This is a genomic window from Nocardia sp. NBC_00565 (assembly GCF_036345915.1).
Taxonomy (GTDB): domain Bacteria; phylum Actinomycetota; class Actinomycetes; order Mycobacteriales; family Mycobacteriaceae; genus Nocardia.
In genome coordinates this window covers 338,971-356,274 of record NZ_CP107785.1, presented here as the reverse complement: position 1 = coordinate 356,274, position 17,304 = coordinate 338,971, and the positions used below count along the sequence as shown (strand labels likewise).

15 protein-coding genes and 1 pseudogene are annotated in these 17,304 nt (G+C 65.8%); 11 read left to right on the top strand and 5 right to left on the bottom strand.

All coding sequences use genetic code 11. The features are described 5' to 3' along the window. Positions 1 to 7: 7 nt before the first annotated feature. The 4 genes from OG874_RS02050 to OG874_RS02035 all read right to left on the bottom strand — a co-directional run bounded on the left by OG874_RS02050 (position 8) and on the right by OG874_RS02035 (position 4,562). Positions 8 to 1,741, bottom strand: a complete 1,734-nt coding sequence (locus OG874_RS02050; RefSeq protein WP_330253415.1) for a non-ribosomal peptide synthetase — start codon at positions 1,739 to 1,741, stop codon at positions 8 to 10. A gap of 1 nt (position 1,742) precedes the next feature. Beyond that, complete coding sequence (locus OG874_RS02045) at positions 1,743 to 2,582, bottom strand: hypothetical protein (protein WP_330253414.1); 840 nt, start codon at positions 2,580 to 2,582, stop codon at positions 1,743 to 1,745. Between the two features lie 333 nt (positions 2,583 to 2,915). Then, positions 2,916 to 3,854: a phosphotransferase gene (locus OG874_RS02040; protein ID WP_330253413.1), complete on the bottom strand. Its 939-nt coding sequence runs from the start codon at positions 3,852 to 3,854 to the stop codon at positions 2,916 to 2,918. A 78-nt stretch (positions 3,855 to 3,932) separates the two neighbouring features. Continuing rightward, positions 3,933 to 4,562, bottom strand: coding sequence for an AAA family ATPase (locus tag OG874_RS02035; RefSeq protein ID WP_330253412.1), 630 nt, complete (start codon positions 4,560 to 4,562; stop codon positions 3,933 to 3,935). A gap of 241 nt (positions 4,563 to 4,803) precedes the next feature. Here OG874_RS02035 and OG874_RS02030 point away from each other — a divergent pair, with 241 nt between their 5' ends. Together OG874_RS02030 and OG874_RS02025 are read left to right on the top strand one after the other, a co-directional pair. After that, positions 4,804 to 5,130 (top strand): VOC family protein, encoded by a 327-nt coding sequence (locus OG874_RS02030; RefSeq protein WP_330257693.1) that lies wholly within the window; start codon positions 4,804 to 4,806, stop codon positions 5,128 to 5,130. Between the two features lie 295 nt (positions 5,131 to 5,425). Then, the gene (locus OG874_RS02025) at positions 5,426 to 5,551 is read left to right on the top strand and encodes a hypothetical protein (RefSeq protein ID WP_330253411.1); all 126 of its coding nucleotides are present in this window, start codon (positions 5,426 to 5,428) and stop codon (positions 5,549 to 5,551) included. Positions 5,552 to 5,561: 10 nt separating this feature from the next. Here the strand turns inward: OG874_RS02025 and OG874_RS02020 are convergent, their stop codons facing one another. Next, positions 5,562 to 6,293 (bottom strand): alpha/beta hydrolase, encoded by a 732-nt coding sequence (locus tag OG874_RS02020; protein WP_330253410.1) that lies wholly within the window; start codon positions 6,291 to 6,293, stop codon positions 5,562 to 5,564. A 613-nt stretch (positions 6,294 to 6,906) separates the two neighbouring features. Here OG874_RS02020 and OG874_RS02015 point away from each other — a divergent pair. The 9 genes and pseudogenes from OG874_RS02015 (at position 6,907) to OG874_RS01980 (ending at position 17,064) form a co-directional block, all read left to right on the top strand. Beyond that, positions 6,907 to 7,290 carry a VOC family protein gene (locus tag OG874_RS02015; RefSeq protein WP_330253409.1) on the top strand — a complete coding sequence of 128 codons (384 nt, stop codon included), beginning with the start codon at positions 6,907 to 6,909 and terminating at the stop codon, positions 7,288 to 7,290. A 694-nt stretch (positions 7,291 to 7,984) separates the two neighbouring features. Next, complete coding sequence (locus tag OG874_RS02010; RefSeq protein WP_330253408.1) at positions 7,985 to 10,813, top strand: hypothetical protein; 2,829 nt, start codon at positions 7,985 to 7,987, stop codon at positions 10,811 to 10,813. A 260-nt stretch (positions 10,814 to 11,073) separates the two neighbouring features. Next, the gene (locus OG874_RS02005; protein WP_330253407.1) at positions 11,074 to 11,721 is read left to right on the top strand and encodes a HEAT repeat domain-containing protein; all 648 of its coding nucleotides are present in this window, start codon (positions 11,074 to 11,076) and stop codon (positions 11,719 to 11,721) included. Next, entirely contained in the window at positions 11,715 to 12,743 is a 1,029-nt protein-coding gene (locus OG874_RS02000; RefSeq protein WP_330253406.1) for a MerR family transcriptional regulator, read from the top strand. Before OG874_RS02005 ends, OG874_RS02000 begins: the two co-directional genes overlap by 7 nt. A gap of 272 nt (positions 12,744 to 13,015) precedes the next feature. Continuing rightward, entirely contained in the window at positions 13,016 to 13,453 is a 438-nt protein-coding gene (locus OG874_RS01995) for a GtrA family protein (protein WP_330257692.1), read from the top strand. An 87-nt stretch (positions 13,454 to 13,540) separates the two neighbouring features. Beyond that, positions 13,541 to 13,630: pseudogene (locus OG874_RS44595) on the top strand (polyketide cyclase); the annotation flags it as partial. 101 nt (positions 13,631 to 13,731) lie between these two features. Then, on the top strand, positions 13,732 to 14,472 hold the full coding sequence (locus OG874_RS01990; RefSeq protein WP_330253405.1) for an SDR family oxidoreductase: 741 nt from the start codon (positions 13,732 to 13,734) through the stop codon (positions 14,470 to 14,472). Between the two features lie 280 nt (positions 14,473 to 14,752). Further along, entirely contained in the window at positions 14,753 to 15,673 is a 921-nt protein-coding gene (locus OG874_RS01985; protein ID WP_330253404.1) for an SAM-dependent methyltransferase, read from the top strand. Positions 15,674 to 15,906: 233 nt separating this feature from the next. After that, a complete protein-coding gene (locus OG874_RS01980; protein WP_330253403.1) occupies positions 15,907 to 17,064 on the top strand; it encodes a hypothetical protein in 1,158 nt (385 codons plus the stop codon). Positions 17,065 to 17,304 lie beyond the last annotated feature (240 nt).

Sequence of the window (17,304 nt, the reverse complement as noted above, 5' to 3'; positions counted from 1 at the left end):
CGTCTCCTCAGTGCCCGGCCGGGCGGAAGGGAGGATCGAGCAACCTGCGCACCGTACGGTGGCTGAGCACGTCGGTGAGGGTGAAATCCACGCCGTTGCGGCGGGCCCGGGTCACCAGGCGCGCGGCGGCCAGGCTGGTCCCGCCGAGGGCGAAGAAATCATCGTCGATGCCGACCTGTTCGAGTTCGAGCAGCTCCGCCATCAGCTCACAGACGAGATGTTCCGTCGGTGTCCGCGGCGCTGGGGGCGAATCCGCGTGCATCCCAGTGCCTGCAACGAGTTCCGGTAGAGCGGCGTAGTCGAGCTTGCCGTTCGGGGTGAGGGGAAACGCTTCCAGCAGCACAATGGTCGTTGGCACAAGGTGTCCCGGAAGCCGGTCGGCGAGGTACTCCCGCAGTGCGGCGGCGGTCGGGGTGGCGCCCGGTGCCGGTGTCACATACGCGACGAGCCCTGCACCTGCGGATCCGTCGTCGAGAGCTACCACCGCGGCTTGATCCACGTCGGCGGCCCGCGTGAGCATGTCGACGATTTCGCCCGGCTCGACCCGGAATCCGTTGATGGCCAGCTGGTCGTCGACCCGGCCGGTGAACTCGAGCAGGTCATCGTCTCGGCGGCGAACGCGGTCGCCGGTGCGATACATCCGCGTGCCGGGCGGCCCGAGTGGGTCGGCCACGAAGGCGGCGGCCGTGAGTCCGGGCCTACCCAGATAGCCGCGCGCAAGTTGTTGCCCGGCGATGTACAACTCCCCCGCGCCGACGGGACGGAGTCGGGAGTCGAGCACATGCAGCCGGGTTCCCGGGGTGGCCAGGCCGATGGGGACGGGCCCAGGTGCGAGTGCTTCGCCCGGCACCACCCGGTGGACGCAACAGCCCACCGTGGCTTCGGTGGGACCGTACTCGTTGACAACGGTGGCCGCCGGGTTCTCGCGCCGCCAGTCGGCGAGCATCGCACCGGTGAGCGCTTCGCCGCCCACGATGAGATCCGAGGTGGGCGCGCAGTGCGGGAACGCGGAGCGCAGCAGCGGCAGGTGCGCGGGAGTCACCTTGAGAAAGGTCGGCGTGTCGTGGGTTTCGCCGGGATCGTCGAGGGGCGCGACGTCGAGAGTTCCGCCCGCGACCAGTGGGCCGAACAGACTTGTCACCGCCATGTCGAACGCTGGCGAGGCGTGCACGCGCACCAAGCCCGCAAGGCCCGGATACCACGTCACGGCCCAACGTAGATACGTTGCGAGGGCACCGTGTTCGATGACGACGCCCTTGGGGCGGCCGGTGGAACCGGACGTGTGGATGATGTACGCGGCATCGCCTGGCGCCGGGCCGGGTCGCGGATTGCCGGGGGGATCGTCGTCGCCGGTCTCCACGCTCATCGGGACTATGGGAGCGAGTCCGGTCATCCACTCCGTGCCGTGCTGGTGGACCAGAACGAGCTTCGGTTCGGCTGCTCGCAGGAGCATCCCGGTACGCCGCGACGGATCGGTCACGGCCAGTGGCAGATAACATGCCCCGCTCTTGACAATCGCGAGCAGCGCGATGATGAGATCGAGGGAGTTGTCGAGGTACACCGCGACGAGGTGACCCCGGCGCACGCCGTGGCGGTGCAACGCTCGGGCCTGACGGGTGGCGACGTCGTCGAGCTGGCGGTAGCTGAGTCGGCCGTCGGGGTGGACGACAGCCGTGGCATCGCCGATCCGATGCACCTGTCTGCTGAACAGTTCCGCGACAGTGGATGTGCCGGTCGCCATATCAACTCCGCCTTTCCGGCTGCATCGCGTTCATGACCAGGCGTGCGACCTCGGGTGTCCGCAACAGGTCGCGACGGCCGATCGTGGTGGGGACGCGGTGCACGGTGAAATCTGGTTCTCCGTCGTCTTCCACGGAGATCAGGGCGGTCGCCGACGACCACTGCGGGCGCGCCGCCATGGTCGAGGCCGCCCGCAGATAGGCGGTGTAGGAGGCGAACACATCGATCAGCTCGGCGCCGACATCCGGTGCGATACCGACTCGTTCGAAGGCGGCGTGCGCGGCGTCGCGGTAGAGCGCCAGGAGTCGATCGAGAATGCCGGGGACATCCCGCGGCCACTCCCCCAGCAGGGCGCTCGCCTCGCCGATCAGGTCATCGCGCTCGGCGCCCGACAGCGAGGACAGCGCAGTCAGGGTGGTGCGTATATCGCGGAACACCGAATCCTTGGTAGGCCGACCGGGATTGAAAAGAACGGTGGCGGGTCGGCGGCCCTCCTGTCGCGCCACCTCATCGGCGAGCGCGGAAGCGAACACGCCGCCCGCGCAATATCCGAGTACCGCGTCGATCTCCGCTCCAGCGGCGGCGAGCCGGTCCCACCACCACGCCGTGTACGCCTCGCCCGACGCCGTATCCGCGACGCTCGCGGGCGGCTGAGCGGTCAACCAGACCGTTACCGAATCCGGCAGCAGCGCCGCAAGGTCGCGAAACCCTGCTTCACCGCGGGTGGTGAGGTCGAAATCGACAGCCACCACAAGGAATTCGCTGACACCGGGCCTGAGCTCGGTGAAACCCGGCGGGACGATGCCACCGTATCGGGCGGCTGCCGACGAATCTAACCCCACGTAGACGCTCCATCGCACCGAGGGCTGGGTCCTGCCAAGTAAACCCGACATCATGGTTCCAGTAGCGCTTCGCACATTCCCGATGATGGGAAGGAATCTGGTGAATGTCGCTGGCGCGCAGCAGAATCAGTGGCACTCGAGAGGTGGCGCGCGAAATCGAAGTTGCCATCGGTGGATGCTGGCGGCGTGCTGTTGGATGACTTCCACCTGTTAAATGCCTTCCGGCAGAGCACTTTCAGCACATCAGTACATGCTCAGCAACCGCTGCAGTATGTCGGCGATCTCACGCATCTCACCCGCGATCAGCCAGCATTGGGGCGCACCGGCCGTTTCCTACGGCCATACCAGTCGTCGCTTCAACCATGCTAGTGACACCTGTGCCGAGTGTGCTTGGTAGCGGCGGAGTTTCGGTGATCGCGGTGGGGCGGGTAGGCGGCTGTTGTTCTCCCAGTAGCCGACCAGCGCGCAGATGAACGCGTCTATGGCGGCTGGATCGGCATCACCAGTTGAAGGATGTGCGGCGAGGATCGGATCCGGGTCGACTCCGCTGGCCGCGATCGATGGTGCCAGCGAGACGAGGTCGATCCAGGCTGCGCCTCGGCACGGCCACGCCCAGTCGATCACCGCCACAGCCCCGTCGGCGCGCAGCAGCATATTGTCCGGACGCAGGTCAGTGTTTAGCAAGGTGTCGCCGGCGGCGGGCTCGGACCAGGTCGATTCCAACTCGGCCAACCGGTCGAGGTTGCTCAGCGTCCAGCTGTCGAGGTCGGAGGGCGGGCCATGCCCGGCAAATCGCCGCCAGCAGTTCAGGCGCGGTCCGTAATCGTCGGCGATCGTGGGTACATCGGGCAGAGGGCTGGGCGTCAGCGCGGTGGCCAGCCGCTCGACCGCGGCGAGGACCGCCCCCAGTTCGGTCGGCCGATCGAGTCGAGGATGGCGGCCATCGACGTCGTCGAACACCACGATGAACCATCCCGCGATATCGACAGTGAACTGGACCGACGGAGTCGGTACCGTGCGCGGTAACCGTGCCGCGGACCGTGCCTCGGTCCGGTACATGCCCGACAGGTCGTCGTCGCCGTTGATCGCTTTCGCGAAAGCCCGGCGGCCGTCATCCAACAGCAGTCGCGCGGCCATGCCGTGGCTGAACCCGCCCGTTTGAGAGGCGGCCGAGCGAACCCGGGCACCGAGGCGGTACTCGATCTCGGCGCGTACCTGCTCCGGCAGTTCGTTCCACAGGATTCGGTGCGCGGTGCCCACGATCTCGCCCATCGCACCATCGTGATGCCACGTGCCGCCACGCACCAGCCAATATTGGAAGTGGTCGGGTCTGTCGAATCACTGCCGCATTCAGTTGTCGATGACGAAATCCACGACGGCGTGCGCGATCTCGCGCAGACCGCTGTCGAGAACCTTCGACCGATAGCCATCCCAGTCGGCGAGTTTCGGCGCGTCGCGCTCGGCACCGCGAGCGATCATACGTTCCCTGATCCGCGCGGCCGGGCTGTCGATCCACACCGTGTGCACCGCAAGCGATTCCGGTGCCGATACCCTCATCCGCAGATGCCGTGCCAGTGAAACGCCGGTATCGCCCGCGTGTCGGATCACCGAAAGAAACGGTGCGTCCAACACCACCGAATGCCGGAGGCCGATCCCGAGCCCGGTACGGACCAGCCCGTCGTAGATACCGGGAGACACCACTGACCGGTAGAGATCGCTGTCGCGGTCGAACGAATCACCACCCAGAGCCCGCATCACGTCCTGCTCGAGGCGCGGCGCGAAACTGTCCTTGTCCAACACGCTCGCATGCCACCGCGCAGCGAGATACGCTGCGGCCGTGGACTTCCCCGAACCAGGAAAACCACACACAACCACGACGCCGTTTCCGGCCGAGATCGCCACAACGCGATCCAATGCGACTTTCACGGGCCCACGCGCCCAGCGGTAGTACAGGCTGCTGGTGCGGTCGAAGGTCGCCACTCCCGAGCGACGGTCGCGGAAACGCTTGTCGGGTTGCAACAGCCAGGCCGACCACCGTGGACACGGCGACTGTCTACCGGGGCGTCTTGATCTGGCCACCCTGCTCATCTGGCTTCAAAGACGGGCTCGGCGTGACTCTCCGCAGTCTGTTTACTGTCGTCCGATGAGTTTCGGTCGCGGAAGTGGTCCAAATTTCCGAAAACTACCGAGAGAAGTGGCCGGAATGGATTTGTACAGCATCATGTGCGTGAGTGATCGGACCAAGGCGGTGCAGTGGTACGGGGCGTTCTTCGGGCGCCCGGCGGACGAGGTCATCGGCGAGGAGTACCTGTGGCAGGTCGGTGAGAATGCGTGGATCGTCATCGACGATCGGGATGTGCGGGCCGAGCGGGTGGGCGGGGCGATGATCACGTTCGGTGTGACCGACCTCGACGACGTCCTGGCCCGTCTCGCCGCGCACGGCATCGGCCACGAGCCGGTGGAGACCTACAGCAACGGCGTGCGCCACGTCGAAGTGCTGGACCCGGACGGGAACAGTCTGTCGCTAGCCGAGGCGCCCGCCCAGTAAGTCCCCAGAGAACCGGCCGTCGCCGCTACCCACTTCGAAGACGCTCTCTAGCCGAACACGCGTCGGCAGTACCGCGCATCGCCAAGACGCAGGAAGCCTTGCCCGGCAAGCGATCAGAGGCCGCAGCCGTTTCAGCGTTGCGTGCCCCTGATCGCCCGGTCGAACGCGCGGGTCGCGGGATTACAGTGCATTGACTGCCGTGGTCGCCGACCGCTGGACATCATGACACCAACACCAGCGGGACCTTCACGACGTCACCCATGAGAAGTGCCGCCCCGACCGGCCGGTACCGCCGATGGCCGGTACCGCCGCGATCGGGGCGGTTGTGCATCTGCTGGCCACCGCTATCGAGGAGGGCCGGGACCTGTCCTCGATGAGCGGCATCCTGGCCGACAGCTCCTATCGTCTGCTGCCGGCCTGACGGGCCGGGCTCACTTCAGGTGGCGGGCGAAGAACCGGTTCCCGGCGTCCCCCTCGAACTGCGGGACACCGGTGTGCCCGCCCATATTGGCGTGCAGCGTCTTCTCCTTGGAGCCGAAGGCGTCGAACAGGTCCAGGGCCAGTTGCCGGTCGTTTCCTTCGTCGTCCCACTGCAGCAGGACCTGCAGCGGAATGGTGACCTGCCGGGCCTCCTCGAACATGGTGCGGGGCACGAAACTCCCGGCGAACAGAAGGGCGGCCGAGATGCGCGGCTCGACCACCGCCAGCCGGAGGCCGATGGCGATCACCCCTCCCGAATACCCGACCGGGCCGCCGATCTCGGGCAGCGAAAGGAGGGCGTCCAGGGTGGTCCGCCATTCCGGGACCGCCTTTTCGACCAGCGGGAGGACGAGCCGGTCGACGATCTCGTCGTTGACCGGCTCACCGGCCTCCAGCGCCCGGCGCAAGTCGGCGCGGGCCTGCTCGGCGGCGGCCGAACGGGGCCGGTCACCGCTCCCGGGGAGCTCGATGGTGGCCGCGGCGTATCCCTGCGCCGCGGCGTGCCGGGCCCGGGCCACCAGTCGGGGGTACATCATGTGCAGTCCGCCGGGGTGGCCGACCAGGATCAGCGGCGCCGGTGCGGATGCGGATGCGGGCGTCCACAGGATGCCGGGGATCTCGCCGAGGGTGAATTCGCGCTCGAGGATGCCGTCGTCGAGGCGCTGTTCAGAAGTGAATTGCATGGTCGTGCCTTTCGGGAGTGCTCTTGAACGGCGCTCCCGGACGACCTATCGCCCGACCATGACCCGAGAGGGGAGCACCCATGTCGATACTGCGTTCACGGGTACCACCTCCTCGTTCTCTCGCACGGCCTCCGGAAAAGTAGCAGTGGTCGTCGTGGTCCGGCAACGGGTTTTTGCGGTGGCTCCGGGCCCGGATGCCACGGAGCCACTCGCTTAAAGGCAGGCTCCAGGGCCCGCCGCGCAGGCGGTCACGCTCGGCCAGCAAGATCCAACGGATTCATAGCCGCTCGCTCGACAAGTGCAGAGGCTTGACGAGTGCAGAGAATGAATCGTTCCGAACGCACGCAAGTCGACATGAGCGAATGTCCCTGCACCGCATTGCATCTCGCCTGAGTAACCACGCGATAAGGGAGCCATTACCGTGCGTTCGGTTGGTCACATCGGTCCGATACCGCAGCGACCATGAACATCTCGCCCCCGCCCGCTACATCGTGACCGCTATCGACAACGCCGATGCCCGGAACTTCGTTCTGCGACACCACTATCTGCGTACCCAGCCCTCCGGCACACGGCCGACTATCGACTCCCGGGTTGTCGACTTACACTGACGCGCATGGCATGCCGCATCAGTGAGCTGGTCATCGACACCACCGACCCCGACCGGCTCGCCGCATTCTGGAGCAAGGTCCTCGGCTATGTCGAACTCGGCCGGGAGGACGACGGAAGCATCGAGATCGGGCCGCCCGACGCCGGCTTCGGCGGCCCGCAGCCCACCCTCATCCTCATCCCCAGCAGCAACCCGCGGACCGGAAAACTCCGACTGCACATCGATGTCAACCCCACCGACCGCGACCAGGACGCCGAGTTGGAGCGGCTGCTCGCTCTCGGCGCCAGGCCCGTCGACGTCGGCCAAACCAGCACCGACAACTGGCACGTCCTAGCCGACCCAGAAGGCAACGAATTCTGCCTCCTGCACGCCCGGCTCCAGCCCCTCTGACCACGTGCGCCCTGGCGCCAGCCGCTCGGTCGTTCGAGTGAGGCCGGGGGTTTGCTCGTCGTCGCGGGAATCGTGGCGGGTGCACGATAATCGGCAGTTGCGGACGCGGAGGATGCTACCTGTCGCACGCCGAGAACGAGAACCGTAAAGCCGGGCTGCAACAGCGCCACGACGTTCAATATTGTTGCGGTCCAATGCCCCCAATGCCACCAGGTCATTCACCCATTCGTGTCCATGCCGGTCCACCGCCACGGCTCGACGTTCATCGGTTTCTTGGTCCCGTTCTGATCACAGTTGAACTTCGGAGGTGAGCGGGCCCCACCTACCGGAGTTGGCAAAAACGATCCGCTACAGAAATAGGCTCCGCGAAAGTGGCCGAAGGCGTTGAGCGTCACGTCGACAACGCTGTCGCGGGCCCATAGCAACTCGGTCATGATCGTCAGATGGTTGAGTCGGTGGCCGATTCCGTGGTTCTACATGCGCCTGGTTGGTCACAGACCGAGCTCGAACCCGCCATTGAGCTTCGTGGACTACCGGCCGTCTTCCCGTGCGGTGTCTGGCTTCCGACCTGCGGCAAGCGGGAATGAGGTAGTGGGGTACTCGTGAGAACGCTCGCCATTGGGGTGAGAGTCAGGAGGCTCCTGAAGTACCGCTCGCCCCTGGTGTGCGGTTGCGCGATGAAGTGGAGGGCGTGATGTCCGAGGAGTTCGATGCGACGTTGGATTTCTACCTGGAGCGCGACGATGAGGGTCTGGTCCGGCAGTTGCGGCCGTCGGATCGGAATCGGCATACTGCCGCGCAGCTTCCGCAGTTGGCGGCTCGTGAGTTCCTCACCGCTCACTCGAGTGTGTTGGGGATCGGGGCACACTGGCTCACCGGGGCCGGCATTCGCGACGGAGGCGACGATCGTCAGGAGATCGAGCTGCGCTTCGATGGTGAGAAGAAACAGTTCGACTCTACGACGGTCGCGTTCCAGCAGACCTGGCGCGGGATCCCGGTGTGGCGCAGCGGAACCACGGTGACGCTACGGTTGGAGCCGGCGCGGGTCGCTGGCGTCCAGAACACGACGTGGCCGCAGATCGATCTCGACGGTTTGACGCCGGAGGCGTTGCGCGACAACCGTATCGGCGATCAGGCGCCGTTGAATCTGGTCGGGGGCATGCTCGGTGCTCGGACCGAATCCATCGAGGTGGAGCTCGTCTCCGATACCCTAGTTGTCTACCGGTACAACGCTGCACGCAGGCTCCGCGACCACATCGGATCCGATGACGGGAACGCCGTGCCGTTCCCGTTCGACATCCCTGCCGCCCCAGACCTGGACGACGGTTTGTTCCGGCTCGCCCGCGAGCTGATCTTCCGGATCATCTCCCCACGTAGCGCTGCGGTGACCTGGCTCGCGATCGTGGACGCACAAACGGGCGCGCTGCTGTATCTGCGGCCATTCGCCGCCGATGTCAACGGCATGGTGTTCGAGCGGGATCCCATCACCGCGGGCGGCACCACCGGCCCGGACGCCACGGCGGCGCAACTCAACTTCTGGCGAAGCTCCGTGTTGCTGCCGGGGTTGACCGCACCAGCATCGGGTGCCGCCCAGGCCCTGACGGGCGATAACGTCGCCGTCCAGGACTTCGAACCGTTCACCGTCGCGCCGCCAACCGAGCCGACCGGCACCGACTTCGACTACGGCAGCCGCACCAACGACTTCGCCGCCGTGAACGCCTACTACCACAACGACCGGTTCTTCCGGCTCGTCGCCGAGCTGGGGTTCACGCAGGCAACCTACTTCGACGGCACGACGTTTCCGATGCCAGTCGACCACCGGGGCAGGTTCTTGTCGGGCGACGGCATCGAGTTGAACGCATCCTGCAACGGGAACGGCACCGGCGGCATCGCCAATACCGATTACGAGCTCGCCCACCTCGGTGATACAGCCAACCCGATCGGGCTGGCTAACGACTGGCGGATCGTCCTGCACGAGCTGGGCGGCCATGGCATCCTCTACGACCATGTGAATTCAGCGAACTTCGGATTCGCACACTCCGCTGGCGACAGCTTCGCGGCTATTCTGTCTGACCCCGACACGGAAGCCACCGACCGATTTCTGACCTTTCCGTGGGTCGCCACTGCCATCAACCGTCGACACGACCGCGCGGTGGGCGCCGGGTGGGCGTGGGCCGGATCCAACGACACCGGCGGCTACAACACCGAACAAATCCTGTCGACCACGCATTTCCGCGTCTACCGCAGCCTCGGCGGCGATTCGGCTGATCTGAACACGCGCCGGTTCGCGGCCCGATTGACTGCCTACCTGATGCTGCGCGCTGTCGCCACGCTGACACCGCCGACAAATCCATCCAGCGTCGCCGGCTGGGTGACCGCTCTGCTGGACGCCGATGCCGGGGACTGGACCAGCGAAGGCATGTCTGGCGGCGCCTACGGCAAGGTCATCCGGTGGGCATTCGAGCAGCAGGGTCTTTACCAGCCGACCGGCGCTCCGACACCTGTTACCACCGTCGGGGATCCACCAGCCGTCGACGTCTACATCGATGACGGCCGAACCGGCGAATACGAGTTCCAACCCGTCTACTGGAACAACCCAAACGTGTGGAACCGGCGCAGCGCCGACAGTGCACAAACACACGAGGAACCATGGTTGTTACGCACCAACTACGCCTATTGCAGGGTTCGCAACCGCGGCACCCAAACCGCGTCAGGCGTCAGGGTGAAGGCATACCACTGCCGTCCCGGTGCGGGCCTGGTGTGGCCAAATGACTGGCAGGCGATGACCACCGCCGAACTCACTGCCGTCGACATCGCACCCGGCGACGAGGTGACCGTTGGACCGTTCGCATGGACGCCATCGCAGCCCGACCACGAATGCATTCTCATGATCACCTCCGCCACCGGCGACCCAAGCAACGTCGACGCGTTCGGCGCCGGCGAATCCATCCCCGACTGGCGACTCGTCCCCCACGACAACAACATAGGTCAACGCAACGTACACCCAATACCCGCAGCGGACGGCATCCGCGGAATCATGCGCGTGCTCGACGGACGGTCGTTCACCATTGGCAACCCCTTCGACAAGCGCGTCGGGATCGGACTCGACATCACGCTGCCGCGCATTCTATCGACGAAACGATGGAAGATCGGTGTCTCGACCCCCGGCGGCACCAGCTTCAGCCTCGCCGCCGGAGAGAAGCACCGAGTGCGCCTCACCGCGACCCCCGGCGCCGAAATCGACCCGAGCGAGATCAAAGCAACAGCCGACCGCGACATCGTCGTCTCTGTGAAAGCGGACGGGATCTTAATCGGTGGTATGAGCTATCGACTCGACCCCGACCGAGCCGAACCGATGCCCCAAGACGGCACCCCCGACCACTGCGACTGCTCGGACCAGCCAGGCGGATGCCAGCATGCCGCCAAGGGCTTACTACGCTGCCTGCACCTGCCATACGATCAGGTCACCAGCGTGCGCGTGCGACGCATCGGCGTAGACATCGATCTGGACAACTGCCCCTAACGACCGGGAATGTGCCGACCGGAACGTCCTTGCCGTCAACGCGTCCGCGCCGACACCGAAGGGATGCCGACAGAACCAGGCAAATGCACCCTGGTCGCGGCAGAAGAGTGCATTCGACGGGCCGGGCCACCAATGCGATGGTGGAGTACAGCGATGCCCACGGCGTCTCACCCGTGCACTTGACATTGCCACTGTGTAAAGGACTTCACTGACTGTCGGAGGTGGTCCCCATCAACTCGACACACAGGAATCCACAGGACATGCGACTGCTCGACGCATTGGCGGCTGGGAACTCATCGACACGGCTCGAGGCGGCCATGGCAGCCGGCACGCATCCCGAGCCCGGTTTCGTCGATGCGCTCGTAGAGCGGTGCGCGATCGAGCCGGACTTCTTCGTGCGCGACATGCTCACATGGGCGCTTACCCGTCTCCCGTCGCAGATCACGGTTCCGAAACTCCGCGCGGAACTGCGTTCCGAGCACGCTCAGGCACGGAGCCAAGCGTTGCACACCCTGTCCAAGATCGGGGACCCGGACGCCTGGCCAGCGATCACACGGTCGTTGCTGCACGACGCCGATGACGAGGTCGCGCGGAGTGCATGGCGCGCTGCCGTCGTTCTCGTGCCCGACGGGAAGAAGCATTGGCTGGCCGCGGAACTGGCCCTGCAGTTCGGCCGCGGTGACCGGGAGGTCCGGCTGAGTCTGAGCCGTGCGCTCGTCGCGCTCGGCGACGTGGTCGAGCCGGTCCTTCGGACGGCGATGGCAAGTCACGACCCGACGGTGCGGGCGCATGCGAGCGCCACGGAGCGGCTCCTGCGCGACCCGGATGCCGGATTCGACCTCGCCGCCGATGAGGCAAGACGGGTCGTCGCGCTCGGTCCGGACCGGGAGGAGAAAACCGCGTGCTGATCGGCGAGGTGGCGCGCCGCTCAGGGGTCAGCGCCCGGATGCTCAGGCACTACGACACCCTCGGGCTGGTACGACCGACCGGTCGCACCGTGGGTGGCTACCGGGAATATTCCCCGGAAGACATCCGGCGGATCTTCCACGTGGAGGGGCTGCGGTCCCTGGGGCTGTCGCTGAGCCAAATCGGACGCGCTCTCGACGAGGCCGGATTCACCCCGTCCACACTGGTCGGCGATCTCATCCGAAAGACCGAGGAACGACTGAACCGGGAGCAAGAACTCCTCGAGCGGCTTCGTACGGTCGATGCGGCCGAGCCCTCCGGCTGGCAAGACGTCCTGCGCATCGTCGAGCTCCTGCACGGACTCGGTTCGCAGAGCGCCGCCCGGCGGCTGCAAGCCGTCCTGGCCCCGGCCGAGGGCGTGTCGGTGCCCGCCGAGATGCTGGCCGAGGCGGTCCTCACCGAATCCGATCCGAACGTTGCCGGGGCCCTGCGGTGGGCCCTCGCGCGGGCCGGCGGCGACGGTGTGGCGAGCGTGGCATCCGGCATGGCCTCAGAAGACGTCGACGTCCGGCGGCGTGTGGTCCTGGCGCTCGCCGAGCTACCCGGCGACGAGGCGACCGTGGTGCTCACGGATGCGCTCGGGGACCCGGACACGACGACCCGCAGACATGCTGCTCTCGCACTGGGTGCGCGGGGCGTGACCCAAGCTGTGCCGGAACTTGTGGGCACGGTACTAACGGGCCCGAACGATGTCGAGGCGGCCGAGCTCTTGGGAACGTTGGCGCAGGACGCGAAGTGGGCGGATCGGATCATGAGTGCGCTGGTCTACGGACTGACCGCACACGCAGCGGACTCGGCAGTACGGATGCGACTGACCCAGGCACTCGCCGAGATGCCAGGAACCACCGCGCTGGATACCCTGCGGCAACTGTCCCGCGACGACGATCGAGCCGTGGCCCTCATCGCCTCGGCCCTCGTGGAAAAGCTCGAAAAACGGCTGGACGACGAGCTGGGGCAGCCCTAGAGACGCTCGCTGATCGGCAGTCACCGACCGCCGGGAGGCGCTGCTGCGGACGAAGCTCGAGCTGGGATCGGAGCACCCCTTGTCCGCTGTGACCAGGCCGAACACCTCTGTCCGTGGACGTGTCAGGTCGGCGACAGGTCGGTGTAAGCCGGGCTGGCGACAGTATTCATGTGAACAGCACAGCAATTGCCGCTTCCGGGCTGCGGAAGGCACACGGGAACAAGACGATCCTCGATGGCATCGATCTGACCATCGGTGCTGGGCCCTACCCGATGCTGCGCACAGAATGGCTCGACCGACTCGCCCGCGTGATCCAGTATCTGCGCGGTGATCACACCTTCGCCCAGCTGATCCGCTTCGCCCTGGTCGGCGGCGCCAGCAACATTGCCTATGTCCTGCTGTTCATGGCCATCAACGGCATCGGCCCGCTGGTCGCCAATATCGCCGGCTCGATCCTCAGCACCGTGATCGCAAACGAACTGCACCGCCAGCTCACCTTCCACGCGGTCGGACGGGTCGGCTGGTTCACCGCACAGTGGGAAGGCGGCGGGCTGGCGCTGATCGGCCTGCTGATCAGCACGGCGGCGCTGGCCGGTCTCGAGTTCTGGGCACCCGGCCTCGGCGCGACCGCACAGGCGGGCGCCGTGATCGCCATCATGGCGGCCGTCGGCGGTATCCGCTTCCTGGCGCTGCGCGGCTTCGTCTTCTGAAAAGATAAGACACCTCGAATCAGCCCCGGCTACCGTGCGTTCGCGTCGGCCGACGCGGCACTCGATTCACCGGCTGGGCCGGGGCGAATCCGTGGTGTCATCATGAGGCTGGCGGACCCGACGACCCATTCTGCGATCGACGGCACCGGCTGGGTTCAGGAAGCTGTCGACCGGGCGCGGCCGTAGCGGTCCACTCGAACGAAGATGTCGGCGCACTCAGGGAGAATACTGGCCATCGGGGTAACCGGACATGTGTCCGTTCTAGGCGGAGGATCTTCATGACCATCGACAGCAAGGTTGTCGCCATCACCGGCGCCAGCAGTGGAATTGGTGAAGCAACAGCTCGCCATCTCGCCTCACTCGGTGCGGCCGTCGTCCTCGGCGCCCGCCGCACCGACCGGCTGGACCGGCTGGTTGCCGAGATCGAAGCCGCCGGCGGCGAGGCGGCCGCCACGCGCGTGGATGTCACCCATCCCGACGACCTCCAGTCGCTCGTCACCCTTGCCGTCGAGCGCTTCGGTCGTCTGGACGTCTTGGTGGGCAACGCTGGGATCAGCAGGATCAGCTCCGTTGCCGACCTGGACGTCGAGGGCTGGTCGGCGATGGTCGATGTGAACGTCAAGGGGATTCTGCATGGGATCGCCGCGGCCCTACCAGTGTTCCGCCGTCAGGGCAGTGGTCACCTCGTCACTGTCGTCTCGACCTCCGGTCTGAAGATCGTCCCCACCCAGGCGGTGTACGCCGGGACGAAGAACGCGGTACGCACCCTCCTGGAGGGCCTGCGGCAGGAGAGTACCGACGGGGTTCTGCGGACGACGTCGATCTCCCCGGGCTACGTCCGCACCGAACTTGTTGACAACGCCGTCGACGATCCGGCCGTGCGCGAGCAGGCCAGGCAGAACATGGCCGATCTCGGTATCGACCCCACGGCGGTGGCTCGGGCGATTGCATTCGTGATCGACCAACCCGACGACGTCGAAATCGGGGACCTGACTATTCGACCGACTCGCCAGGGCTGAGTGTCCCGGTCATCGGCATGTGCGTCCGTTCAGGTTGACCGGGCGGATACATTGCGCGACAACCGATCAGCGACGTGACCGGACGTGGTCCGTACCGTGTGCCACAGCGGGCTCAGCGGTGGAGAAGGTCTTGGATGGTGTCGGCCAGTGTCAGTCCTCGGCTGTTGAGATGCCCACCGCCGATGTGGAAGCGCCGGGTCGCTCTGTTTCGTCCGGAGCGTCTCACTTGTGTTGCTGAAAGGTGGCTGTTCGGCTCGCCGGGCGGGTAAGTTGGGTGAACATGACAACCGCGAACGAGTCTGCGGGAGAAACGTCGGCGCAATGGGACATTGTCACCGGCGTGGGGTTGACCGCACTCGCGGTCGCGGCAGGCCGGGCGATGGAGACGCACCGCGACGGCGGGTTGGTGTCCGACCCCTATGCGGAAGCATTCGTGCAAGCGGCCGCCCCGCCGATTCACGTGCCGACCCGGTTGGACGCGGCCGAGCGCGATCCCGATATGCCCTGGGAGTCGATGGCCTCGTATATGGGAGTGCGGTCGCGGTACTTCGACGACTACTTCGCCACGATGTCGACGGCTGGGGTGTCCCAGATGGTTCTGCTCGCCGCGGGGTTGGACACCCGCGCATTCCGACTGAATTGGCCGGAGCAGACCACGGTCTATGAGCTGGATGCGCCGAAGGTGCTGGCGTTCAAGGACCGCGTCCTGCTCGAGCAGGGTGCGCGTTCCCGGACGCGACGGCGGGTGGTCGCGGTGGATTTGCGGGAGGAATGGACACAGCCGTTGCGACGGGCGGGTTTTGATCCGTCTCGGCCTTCGGCCTGGCTGGCCGAGGGGCTGTTGCCTTTTCTGCCGAACGCGGCGAAGCAACGCCTGCTGTCGGCGGTCGACGAACTCGCTGTCGCAGGCAGCAGCATCGAATTGGAGTACATCGACGATCTGGGCAGGCTGCGCCGCGATCCGGAATTCCAGCAGCGGTGGACCCACATGGCTGAGCGAACGGGCCTCGATTTCACCCAGCTGTGGCCGGACGAGGAGGACTTTCCCGTCGACACCTGGTTGAGCGAGCACGGGTGGACGGTGACGGTCGAGCGCGTCAGCGACGTGGCGCAGCGATATGGCGCACAGTTCGCGGAGCAGACGATGTTCCCGACTCACGCGGCTCGGTTCATCACGGCACGACAGTCCGACAAAGCGTAGGAACCCCAGATCCTCGTCGGAGAGGTGGAGATCTCCCCGATCCCGCGGCTGGTCCGCAGGTATCCGGCACCCGGGCGCTATCGTGTCGGGCTCGAACGTCGCATTCCGACAATATGACGAGAAATTGGGTGGCGCACGCGAAAGTTACTCGTGCACAGCCCATTTCGGATCACCGATGGATGGGGCGGAGATAGACTCGATGACGGCCTATCACACTCGATCCGGGGGGCGCCATGACCAGTTCTGAAGAGAAAAAAGATCCAGATCCCAATAGAAAACAGGTCGACGATCCGTCGAAAAAGAAACGGCGCGTTATCATCGTCACCGGCAAGTCCACTGCGAGCAAGCCGAGCACCGGACAATCCAGCACCGCGCAACAACGTCAGGTGTCCGTGCCCACCACCACGACAACCCAACCCGATACGGTGGCTGCGCCGACGCCGAGCCCGGCCGCCGGTGAACACATGCAGTGGTTGAACAAGATCAGCGCCCAACTGAAAGAGCCGAGCCTCGCGCAGCAGTGGTTCCCGCACAGGGAATGGTTGAAGTACACGGTCAAAGAGAATTTCACCCATTTCACCGCATTCGATTTCGATACCGACCACCAGTACATCTGGCGGTTCAGCAGCCTGCCGTCGGCCGAGATGGTGTCGATCGTGTCCGATACCGCGCTAGCGACGATCATTCACCTGATCGGGGAACACAGCGGCGGGAACAAGAAAGACGACCCGCGGGTACGCACCTCATCGTTCTGCCGCAATATCGGCGCGCTCATCGGTGTCGCCGCATCCTCCGGCGGCGACAAAAAGGTGCTCAATATCGTCAACCGGACCCCCTACCTGTGCCGGATCGACCTCACGACCCTGCCGAACAAGGGGGTGTCGGCCGTGCCCGCACTATCGCGGGCGATCAGCCTTTTCGAGACCGAATACGTCTTGGTGCCCACCCCGGGCAAAACGCACTTCCTCGCGAATACCGGTGCCAACGTCACCGGCACCGCCGGCTGCCTCGACGCCGTCGTCTTCCGCAACCCGTTCTTCGGATGCATCGACGCCGGCGGGGATTTCGCCGGATGCGTCATCAACGCGAACCTCACCATCGGCGGGCGCGACGAGTTGCCCGTCGATACCCCGGCAGCGTTCAACAAAGCCGGGCTGGAACTGCCGCCGGTCACACCGGAGGTCCTCGGTGGTGTCACGGACCTGGACGAGGGCGACATCGTCAGGATCCTGTGCTACGCGGTCGCGGTGTCCGAGGTCGCCACCGAATTGCACGCCGACGTGATCAAGGACAAGGACCCCACGACCGTGGGAAAGATCGCCGGCAAGGTCGCCGAATACGCCTCCGCCGTCGAGAAGCGGTACAGGCACTTGCTGTCGACCGTGTACTGACGCCGACGAATCACGACCAAACAATGTCCTGAGCCGCAGCCGGTTCGATTGACGGCCGTCGTGGCGCAGCCGGATCGGTCAGCGCGGTAGGCGGCACAACAGGACGTGCTGAGCCACAGCGGTCTCGGGCCGTGTGATCGTCGGCGGGTTGGCTGGCGCGTTGATGGCCGATCGTGGTGTCAGTGGGGGTGTCAGGTGTGTGTCAGGTCGGTGTCAGTCGGCGCGGCGAGAGTGTGTTCA

Bases quoted from the DNA above. Each gene is read 5' to 3' on its own strand.
- OG874_RS02050 (WP_330253415.1), bottom strand. From the start codon at position 1,741: ATGGCGACCGGCACATCCACTGTCGCGGAACTGTTCAGCAGACAGGTG.
- OG874_RS02040 (WP_330253413.1), bottom strand. From the start codon at position 3,854: ATGGGCGAGATCGTGGGCACCGCGCACCGAATCCTGTGGAACGAACTG.
- OG874_RS02030 (WP_330257693.1), top strand. From the start codon at position 4,804: ATGTGCGTGAGTGATCGGACCAAGGCGGTGCAGTGGTACGGGGCGTTC.
- OG874_RS02025 (WP_330253411.1), top strand. From the start codon at position 5,426: ATGGCCGGTACCGCCGCGATCGGGGCGGTTGTGCATCTGCTGGCCACC.
- OG874_RS02020 (WP_330253410.1), bottom strand. From the start codon at position 6,293: ATGCAATTCACTTCTGAACAGCGCCTCGACGACGGCATCCTCGAGCGC.
- OG874_RS02015 (WP_330253409.1), top strand. From the start codon at position 6,907: ATGGCATGCCGCATCAGTGAGCTGGTCATCGACACCACCGACCCCGAC.
- OG874_RS02010 (WP_330253408.1), top strand. From the start codon at position 7,985: ATGTCCGAGGAGTTCGATGCGACGTTGGATTTCTACCTGGAGCGCGAC.
- OG874_RS02005 (WP_330253407.1), top strand. From the start codon at position 11,074: ATGCGACTGCTCGACGCATTGGCGGCTGGGAACTCATCGACACGGCTC.
- OG874_RS01995 (WP_330257692.1), top strand. From the start codon at position 13,016: ATGCTGCGCACAGAATGGCTCGACCGACTCGCCCGCGTGATCCAGTAT.
- OG874_RS01990 (WP_330253405.1), top strand. From the start codon at position 13,732: ATGACCATCGACAGCAAGGTTGTCGCCATCACCGGCGCCAGCAGTGGA.
- OG874_RS01985 (WP_330253404.1), top strand. From the start codon at position 14,753: ATGACAACCGCGAACGAGTCTGCGGGAGAAACGTCGGCGCAATGGGAC.
- OG874_RS01980 (WP_330253403.1), top strand. From the start codon at position 15,907: ATGACCAGTTCTGAAGAGAAAAAAGATCCAGATCCCAATAGAAAACAG.